At 70.0% G+C, this 22,086-nt stretch carries 22 protein-coding genes and 1 riboswitch; of the genes, 15 read left to right on the top strand and 7 right to left on the bottom strand.

Translation table 11 applies throughout. The features are described 5' to 3' along the window. Positions 1–86 precede the first annotated feature (86 nt). On the top strand, positions 87–485 hold the full coding sequence (locus tag AB0L45_RS34520; RefSeq protein WP_365847147.1) for a hypothetical protein: 399 nt from the start codon (positions 87–89) through the stop codon (positions 483–485). A gap of 120 nt (positions 486–605) precedes the next feature. Continuing rightward, positions 606–1,178, top strand: a complete 573-nt coding sequence (locus AB0L45_RS34515) for a Uma2 family endonuclease (RefSeq protein WP_365847145.1) — start codon at positions 606–608, stop codon at positions 1,176–1,178. Positions 1,179–1,293: 115 nt separating this feature from the next. Here the strand turns inward: AB0L45_RS34515 and nadA are convergent, their stop codons facing one another. Next, a complete protein-coding gene (gene nadA / locus AB0L45_RS34510) occupies positions 1,294–2,481 on the bottom strand; it encodes a quinolinate synthase NadA (protein ID WP_365847143.1) in 1,188 nt (395 codons plus the stop codon). A 294-nt stretch (positions 2,482–2,775) separates the two neighbouring features. On the opposite strand from nadA, the gene AB0L45_RS34505 reads away from it, so the two are divergent. After that, positions 2,776–3,129 carry an iron-sulfur cluster assembly accessory protein gene (locus AB0L45_RS34505; RefSeq protein WP_030022062.1) on the top strand — a complete coding sequence of 118 codons (354 nt, stop codon included), beginning with the start codon at positions 2,776–2,778 and terminating at the stop codon, positions 3,127–3,129. A 114-nt stretch (positions 3,130–3,243) separates the two neighbouring features. On the opposite strand, the gene AB0L45_RS34500 is transcribed toward AB0L45_RS34505, so the two are convergent. Further along, positions 3,244–4,779, bottom strand: coding sequence for a hypothetical protein (locus AB0L45_RS34500; RefSeq protein ID WP_365847141.1), 1,536 nt, complete (start codon positions 4,777–4,779; stop codon positions 3,244–3,246). 156 nt (positions 4,780–4,935) lie between these two features. Continuing rightward, the gene (locus AB0L45_RS34495) at positions 4,936–5,181 is read right to left on the bottom strand and encodes a hypothetical protein (RefSeq protein WP_365847139.1); all 246 of its coding nucleotides are present in this window, start codon (positions 5,179–5,181) and stop codon (positions 4,936–4,938) included. A gap of 141 nt (positions 5,182–5,322) precedes the next feature. Here AB0L45_RS34495 and AB0L45_RS34490 point away from each other — a divergent pair, with 141 nt between their 5' ends. Further along, positions 5,323–6,300 (top strand): carbohydrate kinase family protein, encoded by a 978-nt coding sequence (locus AB0L45_RS34490; protein ID WP_365847138.1) that lies wholly within the window; start codon positions 5,323–5,325, stop codon positions 6,298–6,300. Between the two features lie 62 nt (positions 6,301–6,362). Here AB0L45_RS34490 and AB0L45_RS34485 read toward each other — a convergent pair whose 3' ends face one another. Beyond that, positions 6,363–7,751 (bottom strand): aminotransferase class V-fold PLP-dependent enzyme, encoded by a 1,389-nt coding sequence (locus AB0L45_RS34485; protein WP_365847136.1) that lies wholly within the window; start codon positions 7,749–7,751, stop codon positions 6,363–6,365. Between the two features lie 280 nt (positions 7,752–8,031). On the opposite strand from AB0L45_RS34485, the gene coxB reads away from it, so the two are divergent. The 4 genes from coxB to AB0L45_RS34465 all read left to right on the top strand — a co-directional run bounded on the left by coxB (position 8,032) and on the right by AB0L45_RS34465 (position 12,503). Then, positions 8,032–8,994: a cytochrome c oxidase subunit II gene (gene coxB, locus AB0L45_RS34480; protein WP_365847134.1), complete on the top strand. Its 963-nt coding sequence runs from the start codon at positions 8,032–8,034 to the stop codon at positions 8,992–8,994. After that, entirely contained in the window at positions 8,991–10,721 is a 1,731-nt protein-coding gene (gene ctaD, locus AB0L45_RS34475; protein ID WP_365847132.1) for a cytochrome c oxidase subunit I, read from the top strand. The genes coxB and ctaD overlap by 4 nt, the downstream gene beginning before the upstream one ends. Next, the gene (locus AB0L45_RS34470; protein WP_030593216.1) at positions 10,718–11,116 is read left to right on the top strand and encodes a cytochrome c oxidase subunit 4; all 399 of its coding nucleotides are present in this window, start codon (positions 10,718–10,720) and stop codon (positions 11,114–11,116) included. The genes ctaD and AB0L45_RS34470 overlap by 4 nt, the downstream gene beginning before the upstream one ends. 112 nt (positions 11,117–11,228) lie before the next feature. After that, positions 11,229–12,503, top strand: a complete 1,275-nt coding sequence (locus tag AB0L45_RS34465; RefSeq protein ID WP_365847130.1) for an Ig-like domain-containing protein — start codon at positions 11,229–11,231, stop codon at positions 12,501–12,503. Positions 12,504–12,534: 31 nt separating this feature from the next. On the opposite strand, the gene AB0L45_RS34460 is transcribed toward AB0L45_RS34465, so the two are convergent. Continuing rightward, positions 12,535–12,936 carry a hypothetical protein gene (locus AB0L45_RS34460; protein WP_365847128.1) on the bottom strand — a complete coding sequence of 134 codons (402 nt, stop codon included), beginning with the start codon at positions 12,934–12,936 and terminating at the stop codon, positions 12,535–12,537. A gap of 298 nt (positions 12,937–13,234) precedes the next feature. Here AB0L45_RS34460 and AB0L45_RS34455 point away from each other — a divergent pair, with 298 nt between their 5' ends. The 6 genes from AB0L45_RS34455 to AB0L45_RS34430 all read left to right on the top strand — a co-directional run bounded on the left by AB0L45_RS34455 (position 13,235) and on the right by AB0L45_RS34430 (position 20,472). Continuing rightward, positions 13,235–13,855: a heme-copper oxidase subunit III gene (locus tag AB0L45_RS34455; protein ID WP_365847126.1), complete on the top strand. Its 621-nt coding sequence runs from the start codon at positions 13,235–13,237 to the stop codon at positions 13,853–13,855. Between the two features lie 79 nt (positions 13,856–13,934). Further along, positions 13,935–14,744, top strand: coding sequence for a c-type cytochrome (locus tag AB0L45_RS34450; RefSeq protein WP_365847124.1), 810 nt, complete (start codon positions 13,935–13,937; stop codon positions 14,742–14,744). Then, positions 14,741–15,805: a Rieske 2Fe-2S domain-containing protein gene (locus AB0L45_RS34445; protein WP_365847122.1), complete on the top strand. Its 1,065-nt coding sequence runs from the start codon at positions 14,741–14,743 to the stop codon at positions 15,803–15,805. Before AB0L45_RS34450 ends, AB0L45_RS34445 begins: the two co-directional genes overlap by 4 nt. Continuing rightward, positions 15,802–17,439, top strand: a complete 1,638-nt coding sequence (locus AB0L45_RS34440) for a cytochrome bc complex cytochrome b subunit (protein ID WP_365847120.1) — start codon at positions 15,802–15,804, stop codon at positions 17,437–17,439. Before AB0L45_RS34445 ends, AB0L45_RS34440 begins: the two co-directional genes overlap by 4 nt. Before the next feature lie 146 nt (positions 17,440–17,585). Further along, positions 17,586–18,650, top strand: coding sequence for an anthranilate phosphoribosyltransferase (gene trpD, locus AB0L45_RS34435; RefSeq protein WP_365847118.1), 1,065 nt, complete (start codon positions 17,586–17,588; stop codon positions 18,648–18,650). 84 nt (positions 18,651–18,734) lie between these two features. Beyond that, positions 18,735–18,852: riboswitch (SAM riboswitch) on the top strand. Between the two features lie 171 nt (positions 18,853–19,023). Continuing rightward, positions 19,024–20,472: an aminotransferase class V-fold PLP-dependent enzyme gene (locus AB0L45_RS34430; RefSeq protein ID WP_365847116.1), complete on the top strand. Its 1,449-nt coding sequence runs from the start codon at positions 19,024–19,026 to the stop codon at positions 20,470–20,472. A gap of 81 nt (positions 20,473–20,553) precedes the next feature. On the opposite strand, the gene AB0L45_RS34425 is transcribed toward AB0L45_RS34430, so the two are convergent. Both AB0L45_RS34425 and AB0L45_RS34420 read right to left on the bottom strand, forming a co-directional pair. Next, the gene (locus AB0L45_RS34425) at positions 20,554–20,835 is read right to left on the bottom strand and encodes an Lrp/AsnC ligand binding domain-containing protein (protein ID WP_365847114.1); all 282 of its coding nucleotides are present in this window, start codon (positions 20,833–20,835) and stop codon (positions 20,554–20,556) included. Next, positions 20,832–21,551, bottom strand: a complete 720-nt coding sequence (locus AB0L45_RS34420) for a rhomboid family intramembrane serine protease (protein ID WP_365847179.1) — start codon at positions 21,549–21,551, stop codon at positions 20,832–20,834. The genes AB0L45_RS34425 and AB0L45_RS34420 overlap by 4 nt, the downstream gene beginning before the upstream one ends. Positions 21,552–21,824: 273 nt before the next feature. On the opposite strand from AB0L45_RS34420, the gene AB0L45_RS34415 reads away from it, so the two are divergent. Then, positions 21,825–22,064 carry a hypothetical protein gene (locus AB0L45_RS34415; protein WP_031004082.1) on the top strand — a complete coding sequence of 80 codons (240 nt, stop codon included), beginning with the start codon at positions 21,825–21,827 and terminating at the stop codon, positions 22,062–22,064. The last annotated feature ends 22 nt before the right edge of the window (positions 22,065–22,086 follow it).

Here is a 22,086-nt window from a genome sequence, read left to right as displayed (position 1 = left end):
TGTTGAGACCCACGCCACACAGTGACGATGGTGCTGCACACGGTAGCCACCGGGTGCCCGAGTGTGCTGGAGAAGGCGGGATGTTCATGTGCCACCCCATCGCGGGGCACGGCGGGCCGCTGCGCCTGCTGCCCTGGACCACGCCCACGGGCGGGGCGTGCTACCTCGACACGGATGACCCGGGGAGTCTGCTGTCGGCAGTCGCCGACGAGGCGGAAGAGGAACTGCTGCGGGCCGCGGACGAGCTGCTGGCCGAGTCGGGGCCGTCGCCGGTCCCGGACGGCCCGGACGGCGCGGACTCGCCGCGGGAACTGTGCCGCGCACTCATTCGCTACGACCGGGCGCTGCGCGACGCACTCCGTATCGCGGTCAGCCGGGGCGCCCGGCTTGCGCAGGCGCAGGCGCCGCCCTGCGAGCACGGGAAGACCGAGCGGTGCGGCGGCAAGACGTTCTGCTGCGGCTGCCGGCGGCAGCTCTACCTCTGAGCCGGGCCGTGGGCCGTGTCCGGCAGCCGCATCAACTACGCTGGCACCAGCCGTCCGACCGCGTCCGCGATCCGGGATCAAGGCCCCTGGCCGCCGTCTTCGAGGCGCCTGGAGGAAGCCGTGACCGCCGAACTCCCCGACTGGATGATCCCGCCCAGGCCCAGTGGCTGGGAAGCCGACGACCTCGACCACCTCCCTCAGGCACCGCGGCACACCGAACTCATCGACGGAGCCCTGATCTTCAGGATGTCGCCGCAGCGGTCCTGGCACTCCCGACTGGTGGAGAACCTGACCTTCGCGTTGCGGCAATCCGCCCCTGCCGGGTTCGAGACCGAGCGGGAGATGACCGTCCGGCTCGACAAGAGGAGCCGCCCCGAGCCGGACATCCTGGTCACCACCGCCGCGTACGATCCCGACCGGACCTGGTACTCGCCCGAAGACGTTGCCCTGGTCATCGAAGTCGTCTCGGAGGAGTCAGCGGACCGTGACAGGTCCCTGAAGCCCTTCAAGTACGCGCAAGCCAAGATCCCCCACTTCTGGCGCATCGAGGACGAGACCGGTGTCCCCGCCGTCCACACCTACGAATTCGACGGCATGACCGGCGCATATGTGGCCACCGGGATTCACCGGGACCGGCTGAAGGTTTCCGTCCCGTTCCTCGTCGACATCGACCTCGACAGCCTCGTGCCCTGACCCCGGCTGCCGTGCGTCACGGCTCCACCACGTGGCCGTGGGGCCCGCACCGGCCTCTCCGCCCGGTGCGGGCCCCACGGGCCTCGGTCCTGCGCGCCAAAGGCGCGCCCACCCCCTACGGCAGCGACAGCATCCGCTCCAGCGCCAGCTTCGCGAAGCTCTCCGTCTCGCGGTCGACCTGGATGCGGTTGACGACCTTGCCGTCGGCCAGGGATTCCAGGGCCCAGACCAGGTGGGGGAGGTCGATGCGGTTCATGGTGGAGCAGAAGCAGACCGTCTTGTCGAGGAAGACGATCTCCTTGTCCTCGGCGGCGAAGCGGTTGGCCAGGCGGCGGACGAGGTTCAGTTCGGTGCCGATGGCCCACTTGGTGCCGGCGGGGGCGGCTTCGAGGGTCTTGATGATGTATTCGGTGGAGCCCACGTAGTCCGCCGCCGCCACGACCTCGTGCTTGCACTCGGGGTGGACCAGGACGTTCACGCCGGGTATGCGGGCGCGTACGTCCTCGACGGATTCGAGGGAGAAGCGGCCGTGCACGGAGCAGTGGCCGCGCCAGAGGATCATCTTGGCCGCGCGCAGCTGCTCGGTGGTGAGGCCGCCGTTCGGCTTGTGGGGGTTGTAGACGACGCAGTCGTCCAGGGACATGCCCATGTCGCGTACGGCGGTGTTGCGGCCCAGGTGCTGGTCGGGCAGGAACAGCACCTTCTCGCCCTGTTCGAAGGCCCAGTCCAGCGCGCGCTCGGCGTTGGAGGAGGTGCAGATCGTGCCGCCGTGCTTGCCGGTGAAGGCCTTGATGTCGGCGGAGGAGTTCATGTACGAGACGGGGACGACCTGCTCGGCCACGCCGGCCTCGGTGAGCACGTCCCAGCACTCCGCGACCTGCTCGGCCGTCGCCATGTCGGCCATGGAGCAGCCGGCCGCCAGGTCGGGCAGCACGACCTGCTGGTCGTCGGAGGTCAGGATGTCGGCGGACTCGGCCATGAAGTGCACACCGCAGAAGACGATGTACTCGGCGTCCGGCCGGGCGGCCGCGTCACGCGCCAGCTTGAAGGAGTCGCCGGTCACGTCCGCGAACTCGATGACCTCGTCGCGCTGGTAGTGGTGGCCCAGGACGAAGACCTTGTCCCCGAGCTTCGCCTTGGCGGCGCGGGCGCGCTCGACCAGACCGGGGTCGGACGGGGCCGGCAGATCACCGGGGCAGTCCACGCCGCGCTCGCTCTTGGCGTCGGCCTCGCGGCCGAGCAGGAGCAGCGCCAGCGGGGTCGGCTGGACGTCCAGGGGCTGGGCGGTGGTCACGACACGCACCCTCTCTTGTCGTCGGAGTGCGGCACGGCCGCACCCGGGGGAGCCGGTGACGGCTGCACCGGTACCCCTTTTCGTCGGTTTGACGCTATCTATCATAACCGCTTCACGTCACTTTGACGATGCCCATCGCGTCGATGTGACGCATCCCCGTGCCTCGGCCGCCCGCGACCGGCCCGCGGTGTGCGAGCATGAAAGACGAAAGAACGAGAACACGTCGCGCCAGCCGGAATGAATTCCGGGCCCCGTCGGTTGCAGCCGAGGGCAAGCGGTCCGTACAACCCGGGAGAGATCTAGATGAGCGTTCAGGACGAGACCACCGTCAGCGACGGCATCATCCTGTCCGACGCGGCCGCGTCGAAGGTGAAGGCCCTGCTGGAGCAGGAAGGCCGCGACGACCTCGCGCTGCGGGTGGCCGTCCAGCCCGGCGGCTGCTCCGGACTGCGCTACCAGCTCTTCTTCGACGAGCGGTCGCTCGACGGCGATGTCGTCAAGGACTTCGACGGCGTCAAGGTCGTCACTGACCGGATGAGCGCCCCGTACCTGGGCGGCGCCTCCATCGACTTCGTCGACACCATCGAGAAGCAGGGCTTCACGATCGACAACCCGAACGCCACGGGCTCCTGCGCCTGTGGTGACTCCTTCAACTGATCCGTCACCGGACAGTCGGACGTACGACGGCGGCGCCCCCTGCGCAGGGGGCGCCGCCGTTGTCGTGTCCGGGGCCGACCGCCGGGTCACCTCACCCGCGGGCCGCCGCCGGCGCTACTTCGCGGCCGGCACCTCCTTGCCCGTAGCCGCGTCGATCACGTCCCGCCCGGCCAGCGGCTGGTCCAGCGGCACCGTCTGCGTGAACTCCTTCGCCATCTTCACGCAGATCTGGTTCGGCTTCTTCTCCTTGCCGATGACCTCGGCCTTGACGCTCTTGCCGGTCTGCTCGGCGGTCGCCGAGTAGGTGCTGCACACGCCGCCCCAGAAGTGCAGCGTGAGGGACTTGCCGTCCGCGCTGACCTCGTACGACTCCAGGCTCATCGCGCCGGCCTTGCCCGACGGCCGGCCGCTGTTCGGCGGCTGGGCGGGGCCGGCCGAGGAGCCGCCGTCGCCGTTCTTGACGTACTTCGGGTCGATGGCGGGGTGGCTGACCGTGCCGCCGCCCGTCCGCTTCACCTCGTAGAGCCAGGACGGCACCAGCGCCTGGCGGCCGTTGACGTACTGGGCGGACAGCCCGAAGACCGCGCCGGTCACGTCGGCGGGCTTGTGCGCGGAGGCGTTGCCCACGCACGGCTCGACGCCCTGGCCGTCGCTCTTCTTCTGCGGCTCGGCCGTCGCGCACGCGCCGGAACCGGAGTTGGCGCCGCCGTGCGCGGCGTTCAGCCGCTCCAGCGTCCGCTCGGCGCTCTGCACCGGGTACGTGTCGCCCTTGACCGGCTGCGCCAACTGGCCGCTGCCGCCGACGACCTGACCGTCCGAGCCGACCTGGATCTCGCTCTGCCAGCCGTACGTGGGCAGCCCGCCGATCACCGGGTTGGCGCTGACGATCCGTACCGCGCCGGACAGCCCGCTCGCGTCCAGCTTCGCGTTCTTCTGGCCGGCCGCGTCCAGTACGGGCTGCGCCGCCTTCTCGGCCTCCGCCGGGGAGACGGCGTCCTTGCCGCTGTCGTCCTGGGCGCCGCCGTCCCGGTAGGACGGACAGCCGGGCCCGCTCGCCTGCGCACCGCTGCCGCCCTTCGCGCCGGGCTCCGCGCAGCCGGTGCCGCCGGGCGTGCCGTACTGCGCGTACGTCCACGCGCCCGTACCGCTCTTGGCCACCTGGAGGACGGGGCTGCGCGCGTCCCGCGTCAGACCGCCCACCTTCCAGGAGTCGCCGTCCGAACGCACCGTGCCCGGCAGGTCCAGGGCCTTCGCGAGCCGGGCCACCGCCTCCTGGGAGACCTCGCCGCGCGGCTGGTAGACGGGCGCCGAGGAGGGGCCGTCGGGCAGCTTGCCGGTGGCGCGGTAGCCCGCGCCCTGCGGGTTCGGCTCGCCGGGGGCGATCCCGTTGCGCGAGCCGGTCCCCTTGCCCTGCGCGTAACCGTCCAGGGCCAGGGGCGGCGGGCCGCCCTCGGACCGGGCGCCGGCGCCGGTCTCCCCGCCACCGGAGGCGGTCGAGGCCCAGTACGCCGCGCCGCCGCCGGCCAGCAGCACCGCCGCGGCCACCGAGGCCGCGATCAGCGGGCTGCGCCGGCGCCGCGCGGTCGTCTCCCGGGTGTCGTCGCTGGAATTCTCCCCGCCGGACGCGGGGGGAGTGTCCTCGGTGCTCACCGCATCGCTCCTTCGGCTCCGCTGAACAACTGACGTGCCCTCCTCCGTGGGGAGGACGCCGGTTGGACGGAGCCGGGGCGTCCGCGGTTCCCCCGGCGGCCGGCGCCCGGTGTCCGGAGCCGGTGACCGGATGCCTGCCGGGGCCGGGCGCGGTCCTCAGTCCCCGTACTCGGACATCCCGCTGACCAGGGCCGCGGAGGACGCGGGGACGCTGATCCCGTGCAGTTCGCGGGCCGGCGGCGGGGGCGCCTGGCGGCCGCTGCGCCAGTGCGGCGCCATCCGCGCGCAGTCCCCGAGCAGTTCGGCCATCGACTCGGGCTCGGCGGAGCCGGGAGCGCGGCGGGCGGCGGGGGCGGAAACGCCGGCGGAACGGGGTGTGACGCCCTTCACATACTTGGTCATACGGGCACCGTACGCATCCCCTACCTCGCGAAGAAAGCCCTACTAAGGGGTAGTTTCGGCTGGTGGGCGGAGATCAGGACAGCCGGTACCGTTGACCAACGTCCGTCTCGTCCTTCCGCCTCCCGCAGGAGCAGACCCGTCGTGCGTATCGCAGTCACCGGCTCCATCGCCACCGACCATCTGATGACCTTCCCCGGCCGATTCGCCGACCAGCTGGTCGCCGACCAGCTGCACACGGTCTCCCTCTCCTTCCTGGTCGACGAACTCGACGTCCGGCGCGGAGGGGTGGGCGCCAACATCTGCTTCGGCATGGGCCAGCTCGGCACCGCGCCGATCCTGGTCGGCGCCGCCGGCAACGACTTCGAGGAGTACCGCGCCTGGCTCGACCGGCACGGTGTGGACACCCGCTCGGTCCGCATCTCCGAGGTCAAGCACACCGCCCGCTTCGTGTGCACCACCGACGCCGACCACAACCAGATCGGCTCGTTCTACACCGGTGCGATGAGCGAGGCGCGGCTGATCGAGCTGCACACCGTCGCCGAGCGGGTCGGCGGCCTGGACCTGGTGCTGATCGGCGCGGACGACCCCGAGGCGATGGTCCGCCACACCGAGGAGTGCCGCACCCGCGACATCCCCTTCGCGGCCGACTTCTCGCAGCAGATCGCCCGGATGGACGGCGACGGCATCCGCACCCTCATGGAGGGCGCCGCCTACCTGTTCAACAACGAGTACGAGAAGGGCCTGATCGAGTCCAAGACCGGCTGGACCTCCGAGGAGATCCTGACCAAGGTCGGCACCCGGGTCACCACGCTGGGCGCGGACGGCGTCCGCATCGAGCGGGCCGGTGAGCCGGACATCGTCGTCGGCACCGCCGAGGAGAAGGCCAAGGCCGACCCGACCGGCGTGGGCGACGCGTTCCGCGCCGGCTTCCTGTCCGGCCTGGCCTGGGGCGTCGGCCTGGAGCGGGCCGCGCAGGTCGGCTGCATGCTGGCGACGCTGGTCATCGAGACCGTCGGCACCCAGGAGTACGAGCTGCACCGCAGCCACTTCATGGACCGCTTCACCAAGGCGTACGGACACGAGGCGGCCGACGACATCCGGGCGCACCTGGCCGAATAAGGCCGCCCGAAGGCGCTCTGCGGCGCGGCGGGGCCAGGGCGGCCCGCCGCGCCGCATTCCGCTCACACCAGGCGCCGCACCACGTACGCCGTGCCCTGCCCGGCCGCCCGCTCGCCCACATACTCCTGGCCCCGCATCCCGCACCACGCGGGAATGTCCAGCCGCGCCGCCTCGTCGTCCGCCAGGACGGTCAGCGTGCTGCCCACCGGTACGTCGCCGATGACCTTCGCCAGTTCGATGACCGGCACCGGGCAGCGCTTGCCCAGGGCGTCCACCACGTGTTCCGCGGCGGGGGAGGGGGCGGATTCCGGCCGCGCGGTCGCCGGGGCGCCCAGCTGTTCCCGTACGGAGCGGACCGCCTCCGGGAGCACGTCCAGGAAACGGTCGACATCGGCCTCGGCGGTGCCCGGCGGCAGCGACACCCGGACATTGCCCTCCGAGAGCACGCCCATCGCCCGCAGCACATGGCTCGGCGTCAGGGTGCTGGACGTGCAGGACGAGCCGGAGGAGACGGAGAAGCCCGCCCGGTCCAGCGCGTGCAGCAGAGTCTCCCCGTCGACATAGAGACACGAGAAGGTCACCAGGTGGGGGAGCCGGCGCACGGGGTCGCCGACCACCTCGGTGTCCGGCACCGCCTCGGCCACCCGCGTACGGATCCGGCCGACCAGCTCCCGCAGCCGCGCCGCCTCGGCCGCCGCCTCCGCCCGTACGGCGCGCAGCGACGCCGCCGCCGCGACCACGGCGGGCAGGTTCCCGAAGCCCGGCACCCGGCCGGACTCCCGCTCGTCCTGCGGGCCCTGCGGCGCGAACCGGGTGCCCTTACGGACGGCCAGCAAACCCACGCCCGGCGGACCGCCCCACTTGTGCGCGCTCGCCGTCAGCAGCGACCAGGCCCCGCCGACCGCCCCCCAGGGGAGCGACTGGGCGGCGTCCACCAGCAGCGGTACGCCCGCCTCCCGGCACGCCGCGGCGGCCTCCTCCACCGGCTGCTCGGTGCCCACCTCGTGGTTGGCGGACTGGAGGACGGCGAGCGCGGTGTCCGGGCGCAGCGCGGCGGCGAAGTCCCCGGCGGCCACCCGGCCCGTACGGTCCACGCCGACCTCGGTCACCGAGCCGCCCGCCGCCTCGTGGGCCGCGGCGGCGTGCAGGACGGCGGAGTGCTCCACCGCGGAGTGGGCCAGATGGCGGCCGACACGCCGACGCGCGGCGAGCGCGCCGGACATGGCCGAATGCACCGCCTGCGTCCCCGATGGAGTGAAAACGAGTTCGTCGGGCCGGCAGCCGACGGCCTCAGCGGCAGCCTCCCGCGCCGCGTCCAGCAGCAGCCGGGCCCGGCGGCCCTCCCGGTAGGGGCGGGCCGGGTCGGCCCAGCCCTCGTCGAGCGAGGCGAGCAGGGCTTCCCGGGCGACCGGGTGCAGCGGAACGGCCGAGGCGGCGTCGAAGTAGGGCACACACCAGACGCTAGCGCGTCGTACACCTGTCCCGGGCGCGGCGTCAGACGGCCGCCGGAGCCCGCCGTTCCGGGGCTCGGCGGGCTTCCCCCGGATGCCGCAGCCACCCCTTCGGGGAGCGGTGCGGCGCGTTGGGCACCCTCCCCGCGCGACCCCAAATAGCGTCCAGTAGGGTTTGGTCCGCATAAACATCCAAACCCCTGCCCGTGCCAGGGCCGGCGACCGACCAGCGAGACGGCCGCAGCCGGTCTCGCGGGCGAGACTCTCGGGAAGGCGCTACGTGAGTCCCAACGGCTCCGACCGCTCGTCGCGGCGCCCGATGCGGCGGAAGCTGCCGCAGGTGCTGGCTGCGGGACTGGTCCTGGCAACCGCGACCGGTTGCACATACAAGGACTTTCCCAACCTCGGCATGCCCAATCCGGCTACTGAAGAGGCGCCGCGGATCCTCTCCCTTTGGCAGGGCTCCTGGGCCGCCGCCCTCGCAGTGGGCGTGCTGGTGTGGGGCCTGATCATCTGGAGCTGGATCTTCCACCGCCGCAGCCGGACCAAGGTGGAGGTCCCCGCACAGACGCGGTACAACATGCCCATCGAGGCGTTGTACACCATTGTTCCGTTCATCATCATCGCGGTGCTCTTCTACTTCACCGCGCGCGATGAGAGCGAACTCCTCAAGACTTCCAAGAAGCCCGACCACGTCATCAACGTGGTGGGCTACCAGTGGAGCTGGGCGTTCAACTACCTGGAGAACGTGGACGGCAAGGCCGACACCACGAACATCAACTCCAAGGAACTCTCCGCGATCCCGGACAAGTGGAAGAAGAACGTCCCCGCCGGCGCCGACGGCGTGTACGACGAGGGCATCCCGGGCACGCGGAACCCGGACACCGGAAACCCGGGTCCGACCCTGTGGCTGCCCAAGGGCGAGACGGTTCAGTTCGTCCTGACGTCGCGTGATGTCATCCACTCCTTCTGGGTGGTGCCGTTCCTGATGAAGCAGGACGTCATTCCCGGCCACACCAATGTCTTCGAGGTGACCCCCAACAAGGAGGGCACCTTCATGGGCAAGTGCGCCGAGCTCTGCGGCGTCGACCACTCCCGGATGCTCTTCAACGTCAAGGTCGTCTCCCCCGAGAAGTACCGGGAGCACCTGAAGGACCTGGCGAAGAAGGGCCAGACCGGTTACCTGCCGTCGGGCATCAAGCAGACGGATCACGCCAGGAACGCGGAGACCAACAACAAGTGAGCATCCTCAACGAACCTCAGGGTGCCGCCGCCGCAACGGCTGAGGCAGCACCGCCCGCACGAAAGAAGTCTCCCGGCTCCGTCGTGGTGAGCTGGCTGACGACCACTGACCACAAGACCATCGGTACGCTCTACCTGGTCACCTCGTTCGCGTTCTTCTGCATCGGTGGCCTGATGGCCCTGCTGATGCGCGCGGAGCTCGCTCGTCCCGGCACGCAGATCATGTCGAACGAGCAGTTCAACCAGGCGTTCACGATGCACGGCACGATCATGCTGCTGATGTTCGCGACGCCGCTGTTCTCCGGCTTCGCGAACTGGATCATGCCGCTGCAGATCGGCGCGCCCGACGTGGCGTTCCCGCGGCTGAACATGTTCGCGTACTGGCTGTACCTCTTCGGCTCGCTGATCGCGGTGGCCGGCTTCCTGACCCCGCAGGGCGCGGCCGACTTCGGCTGGTTCGCCTATTCGCCGCTGTCGGACGCGGTCCGCTCGCCGGGCGTCGGCGCCGACATGTGGATCATGGGTCTGGCCTTCTCCGGCTTCGGTACGATCCTCGGCTCGGTCAACTTCATCACCACGATCATCTGCATGCGCGCACCCGGCATGACGATGTTCCGCATGCCGATCTTCACCTGGAACGTCCTGCTGACCGGTGTGCTGGTCCTGCTGGCCTTCCCGGTCCTGGCCGCCGCGCTGTTCGCCCTGGAGGCGGACCGTAAATTCGGGGCGCACGTCTTCGACGCGGCCAATGGCGGCGCCTTGCTGTGGCAGCACCTCTTCTGGTTCTTCGGCCACCCCGAGGTGTACATCATCGCGCTGCCGTTCTTCGGCATCATTTCCGAGGTCATTCCGGTCTTCTCCCGGAAGCCGATGTTCGGTTACATCGGTCTGATCGCGGCGACGATTTCGATCGCGGGCCTTTCGGTCACCGTCTGGGCGCACCACATGTACGTGACGGGCGGCGTCCTGTTGCCGTTCTTCTCGTTCATGACATTCCTCATCGCGGTACCGACCGGTGTGAAGTTCTTCAACTGGCTCGGCACGATGTGGAAGGGCTCACTGTCCTTCGAGACCCCGATGCTCTGGGCCGTCGGCTTCCTGATCACCTTCACCTTCGGTGGTCTGACCGGCGTCATCCTGGCGTCGCCGCCGATGGACTTCCACGTCTCGGACTCGTACTTCGTGGTGGCGCACTTCCACTACGTCATCTTCGGCACCGTCGTCTTCGCGATGTTCGCCGGCTTCCACTTCTGGTGGCCGAAGTTCACCGGCAAGATGCTCGACGAGCGCCTCGGCAAGATCACGTTCTGGACGCTGTTCGTCGGCTTCCACGGCACCTTCCTCGTCCAGCACTGGCTGGGCGCCGAGGGCATGCCGCGGCGCTACGCGGACTACCTGAACGCGGACGGCTTCACCACGCTGAACACGATCTCCACGATCGCCTCGTTCCTGCTGGGCCTGTCGATGCTGCCGTTCATGTACAACGTCTGGAAGACGGCCAAGTACGGCAAGAAGGTCGAGGTCGACGACCCCTGGGGCTACGGCCGCTCGCTGGAGTGGGCGACCTCCTGCCCGCCGCCGCGGCACAACTTCACCTCGCTGCCGCGCATCCGCTCCGAATCCCCGGCGTTCGATCTGCACCACCCTGAGATCGCGGCGCTGGAAGCCGTCGAGAACGAGGGCCAGAAGGACACGGCGCTGCTCGGCGGCAAGGAGGTCGGCAAGTGAAGATCCAGGGCAAGATGTTCATCTGGCTCTCCGTCTTCGTCCTCGCCATGGCGATCGTCTATGGCGTCTGGTCGAAGGAGCCGGCGGGCACCACCGCGCTGTTCCTCGCCTTCGGCCTGTGCATCATGATCGGCTACTACCTGGCCTTCACGGCCCGGCGGGTGGACGCCGGAGCACAGGACAACGACGAGGCCGAGGTCTCCGACGACGCCGGCGAGCTGGGCTTCTTCAGCCCGCACAGCTGGCAGCCGCTCTCCCTGGGCGTCGGCGGCGCGCTCGCCTTCCTGGGCGTCGTCTTCGGCTGGTGGCTGCTCTACTTCTCGGCCCCGGTCATCCTGATCGGTCTGTTCGGCTGGGTCTTCGAGTACTACCGCGGCGAGAACCGCACCCAGTAGGTAACGGTCTTCCGTACACCGGGCGGGCCCGGACACCTCACCAGGTGTCCGGGCCCGCCCGTTTGCAGTCCTCCAGCGCGCCGCGGCCGGGGGAAGTTCCTACTTTGGGGTCATGAGCCTCAGACCACGACACCGGACGGCGCTCGGCTGCGCCTTCCTGCTGGCGCCCCTGGCGGCAGGCGCCACCGCCTGCGGCGGTTCGTCGTCGGACCCGCTCTCGGCCGCGCCGTACGACGCCGCCGGGCAGATCTCCGCCAACGCGCCCGGAGGCGGCCGGAAGGCCGACCCGGACAAGCCGCTGGAGATCTCCACCACCGGTGACGAGGCCCGGATCACGGACGTGACCGCCACCGACGCCTCCGGCCGCTACATCAGGGGCGAACTGGCCGCCGACGGCAGGCAGTGGCGCACCACCGTCCCGCTGGCCGCCGGCACCCGCTACACGGTCCGGGTGAGCACCGAGGACGAGGACGGCGAGCCGGGCCGCAAGGTCCTCCAGATCGACACCCAGGACACCGGCGACCGGCTCAACGTCACGCTCGGGCCGGACAACGGCACGTACGGGGTCGGCCAGCCCGTCACGGCCGCGCTCAGCAAGCCGGTCAAGGACCCCGAGGCCCGCGCGATCGTCGAAGGCGCCCTCAAGGTCCGCTCCACCCCGCGCGTGGAGGGCTCCTGGCACTGGGTCGACAGCAAGACGCTGCACTTCCGGCCGCGCGAGTACTGGCCCACGCACGCCGACATCGAGGTACGCAGCAACCTGGAGGGCCTGAAGATCACCGGCGGGCTGTACGGAGGCCCCGCCAAGCCCGTGAAGCTGCGTACGGGGGACCGGGTGGAGGCCGTCACGGACGCCGCGGCGCACACCATGACGGTCACCCGCAACGGCGAGGTGATCAACACCATCCCCGTCACCACCGGCAAGCCCGGCTACTCCACCCGCAACGGCACCAAGGTCATCCTGGGCAAGGAGGGCTTCGTACGGATGCGGGGGGAGAGCATCGGCATCCCGTCGGGCAGCTCGGACTCCTACGACCTGCCGGTCTACTGGGCCACCCGGGTGACCTGGAGCGGCGAGTACGTGCACGCGGCGCCCTGGTCCGTCGGGTCGCAGGGCGCCGACAACGTCAGCCACGGCTGCACCGGCATGTCCACCGGCAACGCCAAGTGGTTCTTCGACACGGTACGCGTCGGCGACCTCGTCACGGTCGTCAACAGCGGCGGCGAGACCATGACGCCCTTCGACAACGGCTTCGGCGACTGGAACATGCCGTGGAAGCAGTGGCGCGCGGGCAGCGCCCTGGACAAGAACAAGCCCAGCACCACAGGCGAGCAGGACCAGCGGCCGGGACCAGAGAATGCCGCCCGGCTGCGCCCGCAGGTCTGAGGACCTCTCAGAAAGGCCCTCAGGAGGCCGCTCAGGCCTCCGTGAGGAGCCGGCGGCGCAGCAGTCCGGCCAGGGCGTCCGTGAAGGCCACGGGATCCACAGGGTGCGTCACAGCGGCGTCCGCGCGGCTCCACGTCGCCAGCCAGGCGTCCTGCGGGCGGCCGATCAGCAGCAGCACCGGCGGGCAGTGGAAGATCTCGTCCTTGATCTGCCGGCAGACGCCCATGCCGCCCGCGGGCGCCGTCTCGCCGTCCAGGACGCACGCGTCGATCCCGCCCTGCTCCAGGGCCTCCAGGACGGCGGGCAGGGTCGCGCACTCCAGGATCTCCACCGGCGGCACGTCGGCGGCAGGCCGGCGGCCCGTCGCGAGCCGTACCTGCTCGCGGGTGTCGGCGTTGTCGCTGTAGACCAGCACCGTGGCAGTCGCCTGCATCGTTCCTCCACACATCTCGGCGGTACGGCTTCGGGCGGAAACCCACCCGGCCAGCGCCGGGAGGTGCCTCCAGCGCGGATGCTACTGCTCGTACGGCGGCGCGCAGGAGGGTTCTACGGGATCAAAGATCCGGCCGACGGCCCGTCAGGACTGGTCGGAGCGGGGTCACGGGGCCGTACGGCGGGCCCCGGGTCCTCCCTTCGGGCGACTGCCGCGGTGGGCCGTACGAGCAGGGCATACGCCCTTGACACACCGAACGGCACCCCCCGGGGTGAGGGCGGGATAAGCGACCGACATAATGTCGGTCGTGGCGACAGCAACGACAGTAGAAACCGGGCACGCGCACCCGTCGGTCAATCGGCCGAACCTCACCAGCGTCGGAACCATCATCTGGCTGAGTTCCGAGCTGATGTTCTTCGCGGCCCTCTTCGCGATGTACTTCACCCTCCGATCGGTGACCGGGGCCGAGATGTGGAAGGAATCCGCCGATGCGCTGAATCTTCCGTTCTCCGCGACGAACACCACGATCCTGGTACTCAGCTCGCTGACCTGCCAGCTCGGTGTGTTCGCGGCCGAGCGCGGCGATGTCAAGAAGCTCCGGACCTGGTTCGTGATCACCTTCATCATGGGTGCGATCTTCATCGGTGGTCAGGTCTTCGAGTACACCGATCTGGTCAAGGAGGAGGGCCTCTCGCTCTCGTCCAGCCCGTACGGATCGGTGTTCTACCTGACCACCGGCTTCCACGGACTGCACGTGACGGGCGGACTCATCGCCTTCCTGCTGGTCCTGGGCAGGACGTACGCGGCCAAGAGGTTCACCCACGAACAGGCCACCGCGGCCATCGTCGTGTCCTACTACTGGCACTTCGTCGATGTCGTCTGGATCGGCCTCTTCGCCACGATCTACCTGATCCGCTGACCGGTCCCGTACCGGAACCGCGCTTCAGACAGACATAGCCAAAGCATCGACGCAGAAGATCCTGACACCGGGGTAATCCGTGAAAAAGCTCTCCGCACGACGGCGCCATCCGCTGGCGGCGCTCGTCGTCCTACTCTTCGCGCTGGCGGTCACTGGGGGGCTGTACGCCGCGTTCGCGCCTGCGGACAAGGCTCAGGCCGATGACACCGCCCAGTCTCTTGCCATCAAGGAGGGCAAGAAGCTCTTCGCCGTCGGCTGCGCCAGCTGCCACGGCACCGGCGGTCAGGGCACCTCCGACGGCCCGAGCCTGGTCGGCGTGGGCGCCGCCGCCGTCGACTTCCAGGTCGGCACCGGCCGGATGCCGGCGCAGCAGCCCGGCGCCCAGGTGCCGCGGAAGAAGAACATCTACAGCCAGGCCGAGATCGACCAGCTCGCGGCGTACGTCGCGTCGCTCGGTGCCGGTCCCAGCGTGCCGGGCAAGGACCAGTACAGCAAGGACGGCGCGGACATCGCCAAGGGCGGTGAGCTGTTCCGTACGAACTGCGCGCAGTGCCACAACTTCACCGGTAAGGGCGGCGCCCTGACCAACGGCAAGTTCGCACCGACGCTCGAGGGCGTGGACCCGAAGCACATCTACGAGGCCATGGAGACCGGCCCGCAGAACATGCCTTCCTTCGGTGACGGTTCGCTGTCCCCGCAGAACAAGAAGGACATCGTGTCCTACCTCGGCGCCGTCAACAGCGACGACACCCCCAGCCCCGGTGGTCTGGGCCTGGGCGGTCTCGGCCCGGTCAGTGAGGGCCTCTTCGGTTGGATCGCCGGCCTGGGCGCGCTGATCGCGGTCGCCATCTGGGTCGCAGCCCGGACTACGAAGGCCAAGAAGTCATGAGTGAGACTGGACGACACGAAGACGTGCCAGAAAAGAACCTCCCCAGTGAGCGGGACACGGCTCACGGCGGCGCGGTCGAGACGGCGGACAACCCCTTCGCCGACCCGGGGCTGCCGCCCCACGAGCCCCGCATCCAGGACATCGACGAGCGGGCCGCCAAGCGCTCCGAGCGTGCGGTCGCCTTCCTCTTCACCCTGTCGATGCTCGCGACGGTCGGCTTCATCGCCGCGTACGTGATCTTTCCGGTCGACAAGATCACCTACATCTGGCCGTTCGGTCACGTCAGCGCGCTGAACTTCTGGCTCGGCCTGACGCTCGGTGTGGCGCTGTTCTGCATCGGCGCCGGCGCGGTCCACTGGGCCCGCACGCTGATGTCCGACGAAGAGGTGGCCGACGACCGGCACCCGATCGAGGCGCCCCCCGAGGTCAAGGCGAAGGTCATGGACGACTTCCGCCAGGGGGCGAAGGAGTCCGGGATCGGCCGGCGCAAGCTGGTCCGCAACACCATGTTCGGCGCGCTGGCCCTGGTGCCGCTCTCCGGTGTGGTGCTGCTGCGCGACCTCGGTCCGCTGCCGGAGAAGAAGCTCCGCACCACCGGCTGGAAGAAGGGCATCCGCCTGGTCAACCAGTCGACCAACCTGCCGCTGCGTCCTGAGGACATCGCGGTCGGTTCGCTGACCTTCGCCAAGCCCGAGGGCCTGGAGGAGGACGACCACGACTTCAACCAGAAGATCGCCAAGGACGCCCTGATGCTCGTCCGGATCCAGCCGGAGAACATCAAGGACAAGCAGGAACTGGACTGGTCGCACGAGGGCATCGTCGCGTACTCGAAGATCTGCACCCACGTGGGCTGCCCGATCAGCCTGTACGAGCAGCAGACGCACCACGTGCTGTGCCCCTGCCACCAGTCGACCTTCGACCTGTCCGACGGCGGACGCGTCATCTTCGGCCCCGCCGGACACGCCCTGCCGCAGCTGCACATCACGGTGAAGGACGGCTTCCTCGAAGCCGTAAGCGACTTCGCGGAGCCCGTCGGCCCGAGCTTCTGGGAGCGCGGATGAGTAACGAGACGAGCGCGACCACCACGCGCCGCGGCCAGGCGCCGCGGGGCGAGCGGATCGCCGACTGGGCGGACGGCCGGCTGGGCATCTACAGCCTCGCCAAGGCCAACATGCGCAAGATCTTCCCGGACCACTGGTCCTTCATGCTGGGCGAGATCTGCCTCTACAGCTTCATCATCATCATCCTGACCGGCGTCTACCTGACGCTGTTCTTCCACCCGAGCATGGCCGAGGTGACCTACCACGGCTCGTACGTGCCCATGCACGGGATCCGGATGACGCAGGCCTTCGAGTCGACGCTGGACATCAGCTTCGACGTGCGCGGCGGTCTGCTCATCCGGCAGATCCACCACTGGGCGGCCCTGGTCTTCCTGGGCGGCATGATGGTGCACATGATGCGGGTGTTCTTCACCGGCGCCTTCCGCAAGCCGCGCGAGGTCAACTGGCTGTTCGGCTTCCTGCTGCTGGTGCTGGGCATGTTCACCGGCTTCACCGGCTACTCGCTGCCGGACGACCTGCTCTCGGGCACCGGTGTCCGGTTCATCGAGGGTGTCATCCTGGCGATGCCGCTCATCGGCTCGTACCTGCAGATGTTCATCTTCGGCGGGGAGTTCCCGGGGCACGACATCATCCCGCGGTTCTTCACGATCCACGTGCTGCTGCTGCCCGGCATCATGCTGGGCCTGCTGGTGGCGCACCTGATCCTGGTCTTCTACCACAAGCACACGCAGTTCCCGGGTGCCGGCAAGACCAACAAGAACGTCGTCGGCATGCCGCTGCTGCCGGTCTACATGGCCAAGGCCGGAGGCTTCTTCTTCCTGGTCTTCGGCGTGATCTCGGTGATCGCGGCGGTCGCCAGCATCAACCCGGTGTGGGCCATCGGCCCGTACCGGCCCGACCAGGTGTCCACCGGCGCCCAGCCCGACTGGTACATGGGCTTCGCCGAGGGTCTGGTCCGTGTGATGCCCGGCTGGGAGTGGGACATCTGGGGCCACACCATCAACTTCGGTGTGCTGATCCCGATCCTCATCTTCCCGCTGGTGCTGGTCGCGATCGCGGTCTACCCGTTCGTCGAGTCCTGGGTCACCGGCGACAAGCGCGAGCACCACATCCTGGACCGCCCGCGCAACGCCCCGACCCGTACCGGCTTCGGTGTGGCCTGGCTGACCGCCTACCTCATCATGCTCGTCGGCGGCGGCAACGACCTGTGGGCCACCCACTTCCACCTGTCGCTGAACGCCCTGACCTGGTTCGTCCGGATCGGCTTCTTCGTCGGGCCGGTGCTGGCCTTCATCGTCACCAAGCGGATCTGCCTGGGTCTGCAGCGCCGGGACCGCGACAAGGTGCTGCACGGACGCGAGTCCGGCATCATCAAGCGGCTGCCGCACGGTGAGTTCATCGAGGTGCACGAGCCGCTCAACCAGGAGCAGCTGCACACCCTCACCCAGCACGAGCAGCCCAAGCCGTTCGAGATCGGCCCGGAGGTCGACGAGAACGGTGTCGAGCGGAAGGTCAAGCGGTCGACGAAGCTCCGCGCCAAGCTCTCCAAGAGCTACTACGGCGAGGACAACGTCATCCCGAAGCCGACCCCGGAGGAGTACAAGGAGATCACCAGCGGCCACGGCCACCACTGATCCCCGCCGTGTGACGCACGGCAGTACCACCGCGTAAGTACGCCACCCAGAGGGCCCCTTCCAGAGACTGGAGGGGGCCCTCCGGCATGCCGGGGCGCCGGATAAGGTTTCGGCACCAGCAGGACTCGAATCCAGGAGTGTGGACCATGAACGTTGTGACCCCGGGTGGCGGCGACAGCGTGGCGGCCCACACCTGGCCGGCCGTACTGGACGCGCTCCTCCAGGGCCGTGACCTCAGCGCCGACGACACGGCGTGGGCGATGGACCGGATCATGCGCGGCCAGGCCACCGACGCGCAGGTCGCCGGGTTCGCGGTGGCGCTGCGGGCCAAGGGCGAGACGGTCGCGGAGATCTCCGGCCTGGTACGGGCGATGTACGCGCACGCCAACCTCATCGAGGTGCCGGGCCCGAGCGTGGACATCGTCGGCACCGGCGGCGACGGCGCCAAGACCGTCAACATCTCCACGATGTCCTCGATCGTGGTGGCCGGCACCGGCGCGAAGGTCGTCAAGCACGGCAACCGCGCCGCCTCGTCGGCCAGCGGCGCCTCCGACGTGCTGGAGAAACTGGGCGTCAACCTGGACCTGACCCCGCGCCGGGTCGTCGAGGTCGCCGAGGAGGCCGGGATCACCTTCTGCTTCGCGGTCAAGTTCCACCCGTCGCTGCGGCACGTGGCGCCCGCGCGGCGCGAACTGGGCATCCGTACGACGTTCAACGTGCTGGGCCCGCTGACCAACCCGGCGAAGGTACGGGCCCAGGCCACCGGCGTGGCCGACGCGCGGATGGCGCCGATCCTGGCCGGCGTGCTGGCCGAACGCGGCTCCAGCGCCCTGGTCTTCCGGGGCGAGGACGGCCTGGACGAGCTGACCACCACGGCCACGTCCAGGGTCTGGGTCGTGCGCGACGGCGCCGTACGCGAGGAGACCTTCGACCCGCGGGACGTGGGCATCGGCCTGGTGCCCGTGGAGGCGCTGCGCGGCGCCGACGCGTCGTACAACGCGGACGTGGCACGCCGCCTGCTGGGCGGCGAGACCGGGCCGGTACGGGACGCGGTGCTGCTGAACGCGGCGGCGGCCCTGGTGGCCCTGGAGCCGTCCGCGGCGCCGCTGACCGAGCAGATCACCGCGGGCATCGAGAAGGCCGCCGAGGCCATCGACTCGGGCGCGGCCCGCCGGGCGCTGGAACGGTGGGTGGCGGCCAGCAACGCCTGAGGCGGCTGCGGTGTGACGCGGGGCCCGGTCCGGGATACGGACCGGGCCTTGCGCGTCTCCGCTCGTGTGGCATGATGCTGCCCAGGTCACGAGTGACAGCGACTACGGCCCCGGCCCGCTGTCCGGCAACCCTCCGTCCGTGGCGGGGTGCCCCGGGTGATGACCAGGCCGCAGGCAGCGAGGTCTGCGGCAAGCGCGGATCCCTCGTGCCAGGGATCCTGGTCCTTGAGGGAGATCTCCCGTGATGAAGCGAATGCGTTAGGGCCCTCGGCCCCTTCTTCCGCACCCCTTTTTCCTTTCACCGCTGTCGGCCGGCCCCGCTTCCGCGTGCGTGCCCCGCAGCGAAGTCGCCCTGCTTTCACGGGAGTTCGCCATGCCTGTTTCCGCTGCCGCCGCCACTGTTGCCACCGCTGCCGCCTCCGATGCCGCCGTCTGCGCCCCGCTGCCCGTACTGGGGCGCGACGTCCTGGTCCCGCTCGTCACCGGTGGCGAGGTGGAGTACGCGGCGCTGGACATCGCCGCCAGTGCCCCGGCGCTCCAGCGCGTCTGGGACGACGTGGCCGCGTACGCCCCGTACTACGGCAGCGTGCACCGCGGCGCGGGCTACCTCTCGCAGCTGTCCACCGACCTGTTCGAGAACAGCCGGGCGGAGGTGGCCCGCTTCCTCGGGGCGCGGGAGGGAGACCAGGTGGTCTTCACCCGCTCCACCACCGACTCGCTGAATCTGCTGGCCGCGGCGCTGCCCGCGGACACCCGGGTGTTCGTCTTCGAGACCGAGCACCACGCCTCGCTGCTGCCGTGGGAGCAGCGCGCGGACGTCGAGGTGACGTACCTGGACGCGCCGCGTACGCCGCGGCAGGCGGTGGACACGCTGGAGCGGGCGCTGGCGGAGCGCGAGCCGGGCTCCGCTTCCGAGGGCTTCGAAAAGAGCGGAGGCGGAGCGCAGCGGAGCGAGAACGCCCTGGTCTGCGTGACGGGGGCTTCCAATGTGACCGGTGAGCTGTGGCCCGTACGGGAGCTGGCCGCGGCGGCGCACGCGCACGGCGCGCGGATCGTGCTGGACGCCGCCCAGCTCGCGCCGCACCACCCGGTCGACATCGCCGAGCTGGACGTGGACTGGGTCGCCTTCTCCGGCCACAAGCTGTACGCGCCCTTCGGGGCCGGCGTGCTGGCCGGGCGCGCGGACTGGCTCCAGGAGGCGGAGCCGTACCTGGCGGGCGGCGGCGCCAGCCGTACGGTCGCCCGCCGCGCGGACGGCGGGGTGGACGTCGACTGGCACACCACCGCGGCCCGCCACGAGGCCGGTTCGCCCAACGTGATCGGCGTGTACGCCGTCGCCGCCGCGTGCAAGGCGCTCACCGAGGCCGGCTTCGAGAACCTGGTGGCCCGGGAGCAGCAGCTGGTCGAGCGGGTACGGGCGGGCCTCGCCGAGGTGCCCGAGGTGAAGGTGCTGTCGCTGTTCGGCGACGACGCCCCGCGGGTGGGCGTGCTGTCCTTCGTCGTCCAGGGCTGGAACAGCTCGCACTTCGCGGCGGCGCTCTCCGCGGAGTACGGCATCGGCGTACGCGACGGGCTCTTCTGCGCGCACCCCCTCGTACGGACCCTGCTGGGCGCCGAGTCCGAGGCCCCGGGGGAGTGCGGTGCGCCTGAAGGGGCACCGGGCGAGCAGAGCCTGAACGCCATCCGGGTGAGCTTCGGGGCGGGCACGCCCGACGAGCACGTGGACCGCTTCGTACGGGCCGTCAAGGAACTGGTGACGCAGGGCGCGCGGTGGAGCTACCGCACCGAGGACGGGCGCTGCGTGCCGGACACCGCGGCGTGAGCCTTCCGGACCGCCCGCGCCGCGGCGCCCCGCTGTCCGGGCGCCGCGGCGCGGGTCTTTCGTCTGCGGGGGCGGTCCGGGTCAGGCGTCCAGGCCGATCGCGAAGGCCGCTTCCAGGTCGTGCTGGGAGTACGTACGGAAGGCGATGTGCGTCTCGGTGGAGGCGACGCCCGGCACCTTGCTGATCCGGCCGGGGATGACGTCGGCCAGGTCGTCGTGCTCGGCGACCCGCACCATGGCGATCAGGTCGTGCGCACCGGTGACGGAGTAGACCTCGCTGACACCCTCCAGTGCGGCGATCTTCTCCGCGATCTCCGGGATCTGGTCCACGCTGGTCTTGATGAGCACGATCGAAGTGATCACGGTTGGCTCTCTCCCTCGGCCGCCTGCTGCTTCGCCGTTCCGGCGGAGTCCACACTACCGGGGGCCGCGGCGGCGTCCCCGGCCGGAGCCGGGCTCGGCCGGTACCGCACCCAGGCGTACAGGAAGCCCACCGCGAACCCCACGACGTGGGCGAGGTAGGCCACACCCGGGGTGCTGGGGTCGCGCTGCGCGGCGATCCACTGGAGGACGAACCAGAAGAGCAGCACGACCCACGCCGGGAAGCGCAGCGGCAGGAAGAAGAGGAACGGGTAGATGCTGGTGACCCGGGCCTTGGGGAAGAGGTACAGGAACGCCCCCAGTACGCCGGAGATCGCCCCGGAGGCGCCGACCAGGGTCTGCCCCGAGGAGGCGTGCGCGGCCGCGTAGCCCATCAGGGCCAGGTAGCCGGTCACGAGGTAGAAGAGGGTGAACGGCAGGCGGCCCATGCGGCTCTCGGCCATACCGCCGAAGACGTACAGGAAGAGGACGTTGCCCAGCAGGTGCAGCCAGCTGCCGTGCACGAACAGGGCGGTCAGCGGGGTGAGCAGCGCGCGCGGCGAGCCGCTCCACAGGTCGCGCGGGATGACGCCCCAGCGTTCGAAGTACGCGGTCTGCGCCTGGACGACGGCGTCGCCGGTGCCGTATATGCCGTTGAGGCCGGAGGCGGGTCCGACGACGAAGAGGACGCAGCACACGGCGATCAGGACGTTCGTCATGCGGGAGAACACGGTCACAACCGAGCGGGCGCGGGGCGTCCGGGGGAACAGGGGCGGGGCCGTCATGAAGTGATCATTGCGTAATACGGGCAATCGGGACAGAGTGCCTCGCCGCGTCCCGGCTCCCGGGCGGGCCCGCACCGTACCCGCGTCAGGCCGTAGGGTAACGGTCAGTACCCCGCGTACTTCCGCAGTCCGACGGCGCACCGCGGGAAGCCCCCGAACGACCGCACGAGCCCCGCTCGCCCGAGCGTGACGAAAGAGGACGACACGATGGCTGTTCCCCTGCCGACGGACGGTACCCGGTGGCGCTGCACGCTGTGCGGCAACCTGACGCGCTTCGACGTGACCCGGCGCTCCGAGGTCGTGGAGTACCTCCACCTCGACCTCGCCGGGGAGCCGAAGGTGGAAGAACGCGAGGTGCTCAGTGAGAGCATCGAGTCCGTGCGCTGCCGCTGGTGCAACGCGGTCGACCAGATCGAGCTGGTCGACCGGCCGGGCGCCAGTGCCTGAGTCGAGCGCCTGAGATCGGAGC

This window comes from Streptomyces sp. NPDC052496 (assembly GCF_040679095.1).
In the GTDB taxonomy this organism is placed as follows: Bacteria; Actinomycetota; Actinomycetes; order Streptomycetales; family Streptomycetaceae; genus Streptomyces.
Note: the sequence above shows the minus strand (reverse complement) of the source record. Positions and strands in the feature narration are given on the sequence as shown.

Bases quoted from the DNA above. Each gene is read 5' to 3' on its own strand.
- AB0L45_RS34520 (WP_365847147.1), top strand. From the start codon at position 87: ATGTGCCACCCCATCGCGGGGCACGGCGGGCCGCTGCGCCTGCTGCCC.
- AB0L45_RS34505 (WP_030022062.1), top strand. From the start codon at position 2,776: ATGAGCGTTCAGGACGAGACCACCGTCAGCGACGGCATCATCCTGTCC.
- AB0L45_RS34495 (WP_365847139.1), bottom strand. From the start codon at position 5,181: ATGACCAAGTATGTGAAGGGCGTCACACCCCGTTCCGCCGGCGTTTCC.
- AB0L45_RS34465 (WP_365847130.1), top strand. From the start codon at position 11,229: ATGAGCCTCAGACCACGACACCGGACGGCGCTCGGCTGCGCCTTCCTG.
- AB0L45_RS34460 (WP_365847128.1), bottom strand. From the start codon at position 12,936: ATGCAGGCGACTGCCACGGTGCTGGTCTACAGCGACAACGCCGACACC.
- AB0L45_RS34455 (WP_365847126.1), top strand. From the start codon at position 13,235: ATGTCGGTCGTGGCGACAGCAACGACAGTAGAAACCGGGCACGCGCAC.
- AB0L45_RS34445 (WP_365847122.1), top strand. From the start codon at position 14,741: ATGAGTGAGACTGGACGACACGAAGACGTGCCAGAAAAGAACCTCCCC.
- AB0L45_RS34440 (WP_365847120.1), top strand. From the start codon at position 15,802: ATGAGTAACGAGACGAGCGCGACCACCACGCGCCGCGGCCAGGCGCCG.
- trpD (WP_365847118.1), top strand. From the start codon at position 17,586: ATGAACGTTGTGACCCCGGGTGGCGGCGACAGCGTGGCGGCCCACACC.
- AB0L45_RS34430 (WP_365847116.1), top strand. From the start codon at position 19,024: ATGCCTGTTTCCGCTGCCGCCGCCACTGTTGCCACCGCTGCCGCCTCC.
- AB0L45_RS34420 (WP_365847179.1), bottom strand. From the start codon at position 21,551: ATGACGAACGTCCTGATCGCCGTGTGCTGCGTCCTCTTCGTCGTCGGA.
- AB0L45_RS34415 (WP_031004082.1), top strand. From the start codon at position 21,825: ATGGCTGTTCCCCTGCCGACGGACGGTACCCGGTGGCGCTGCACGCTG.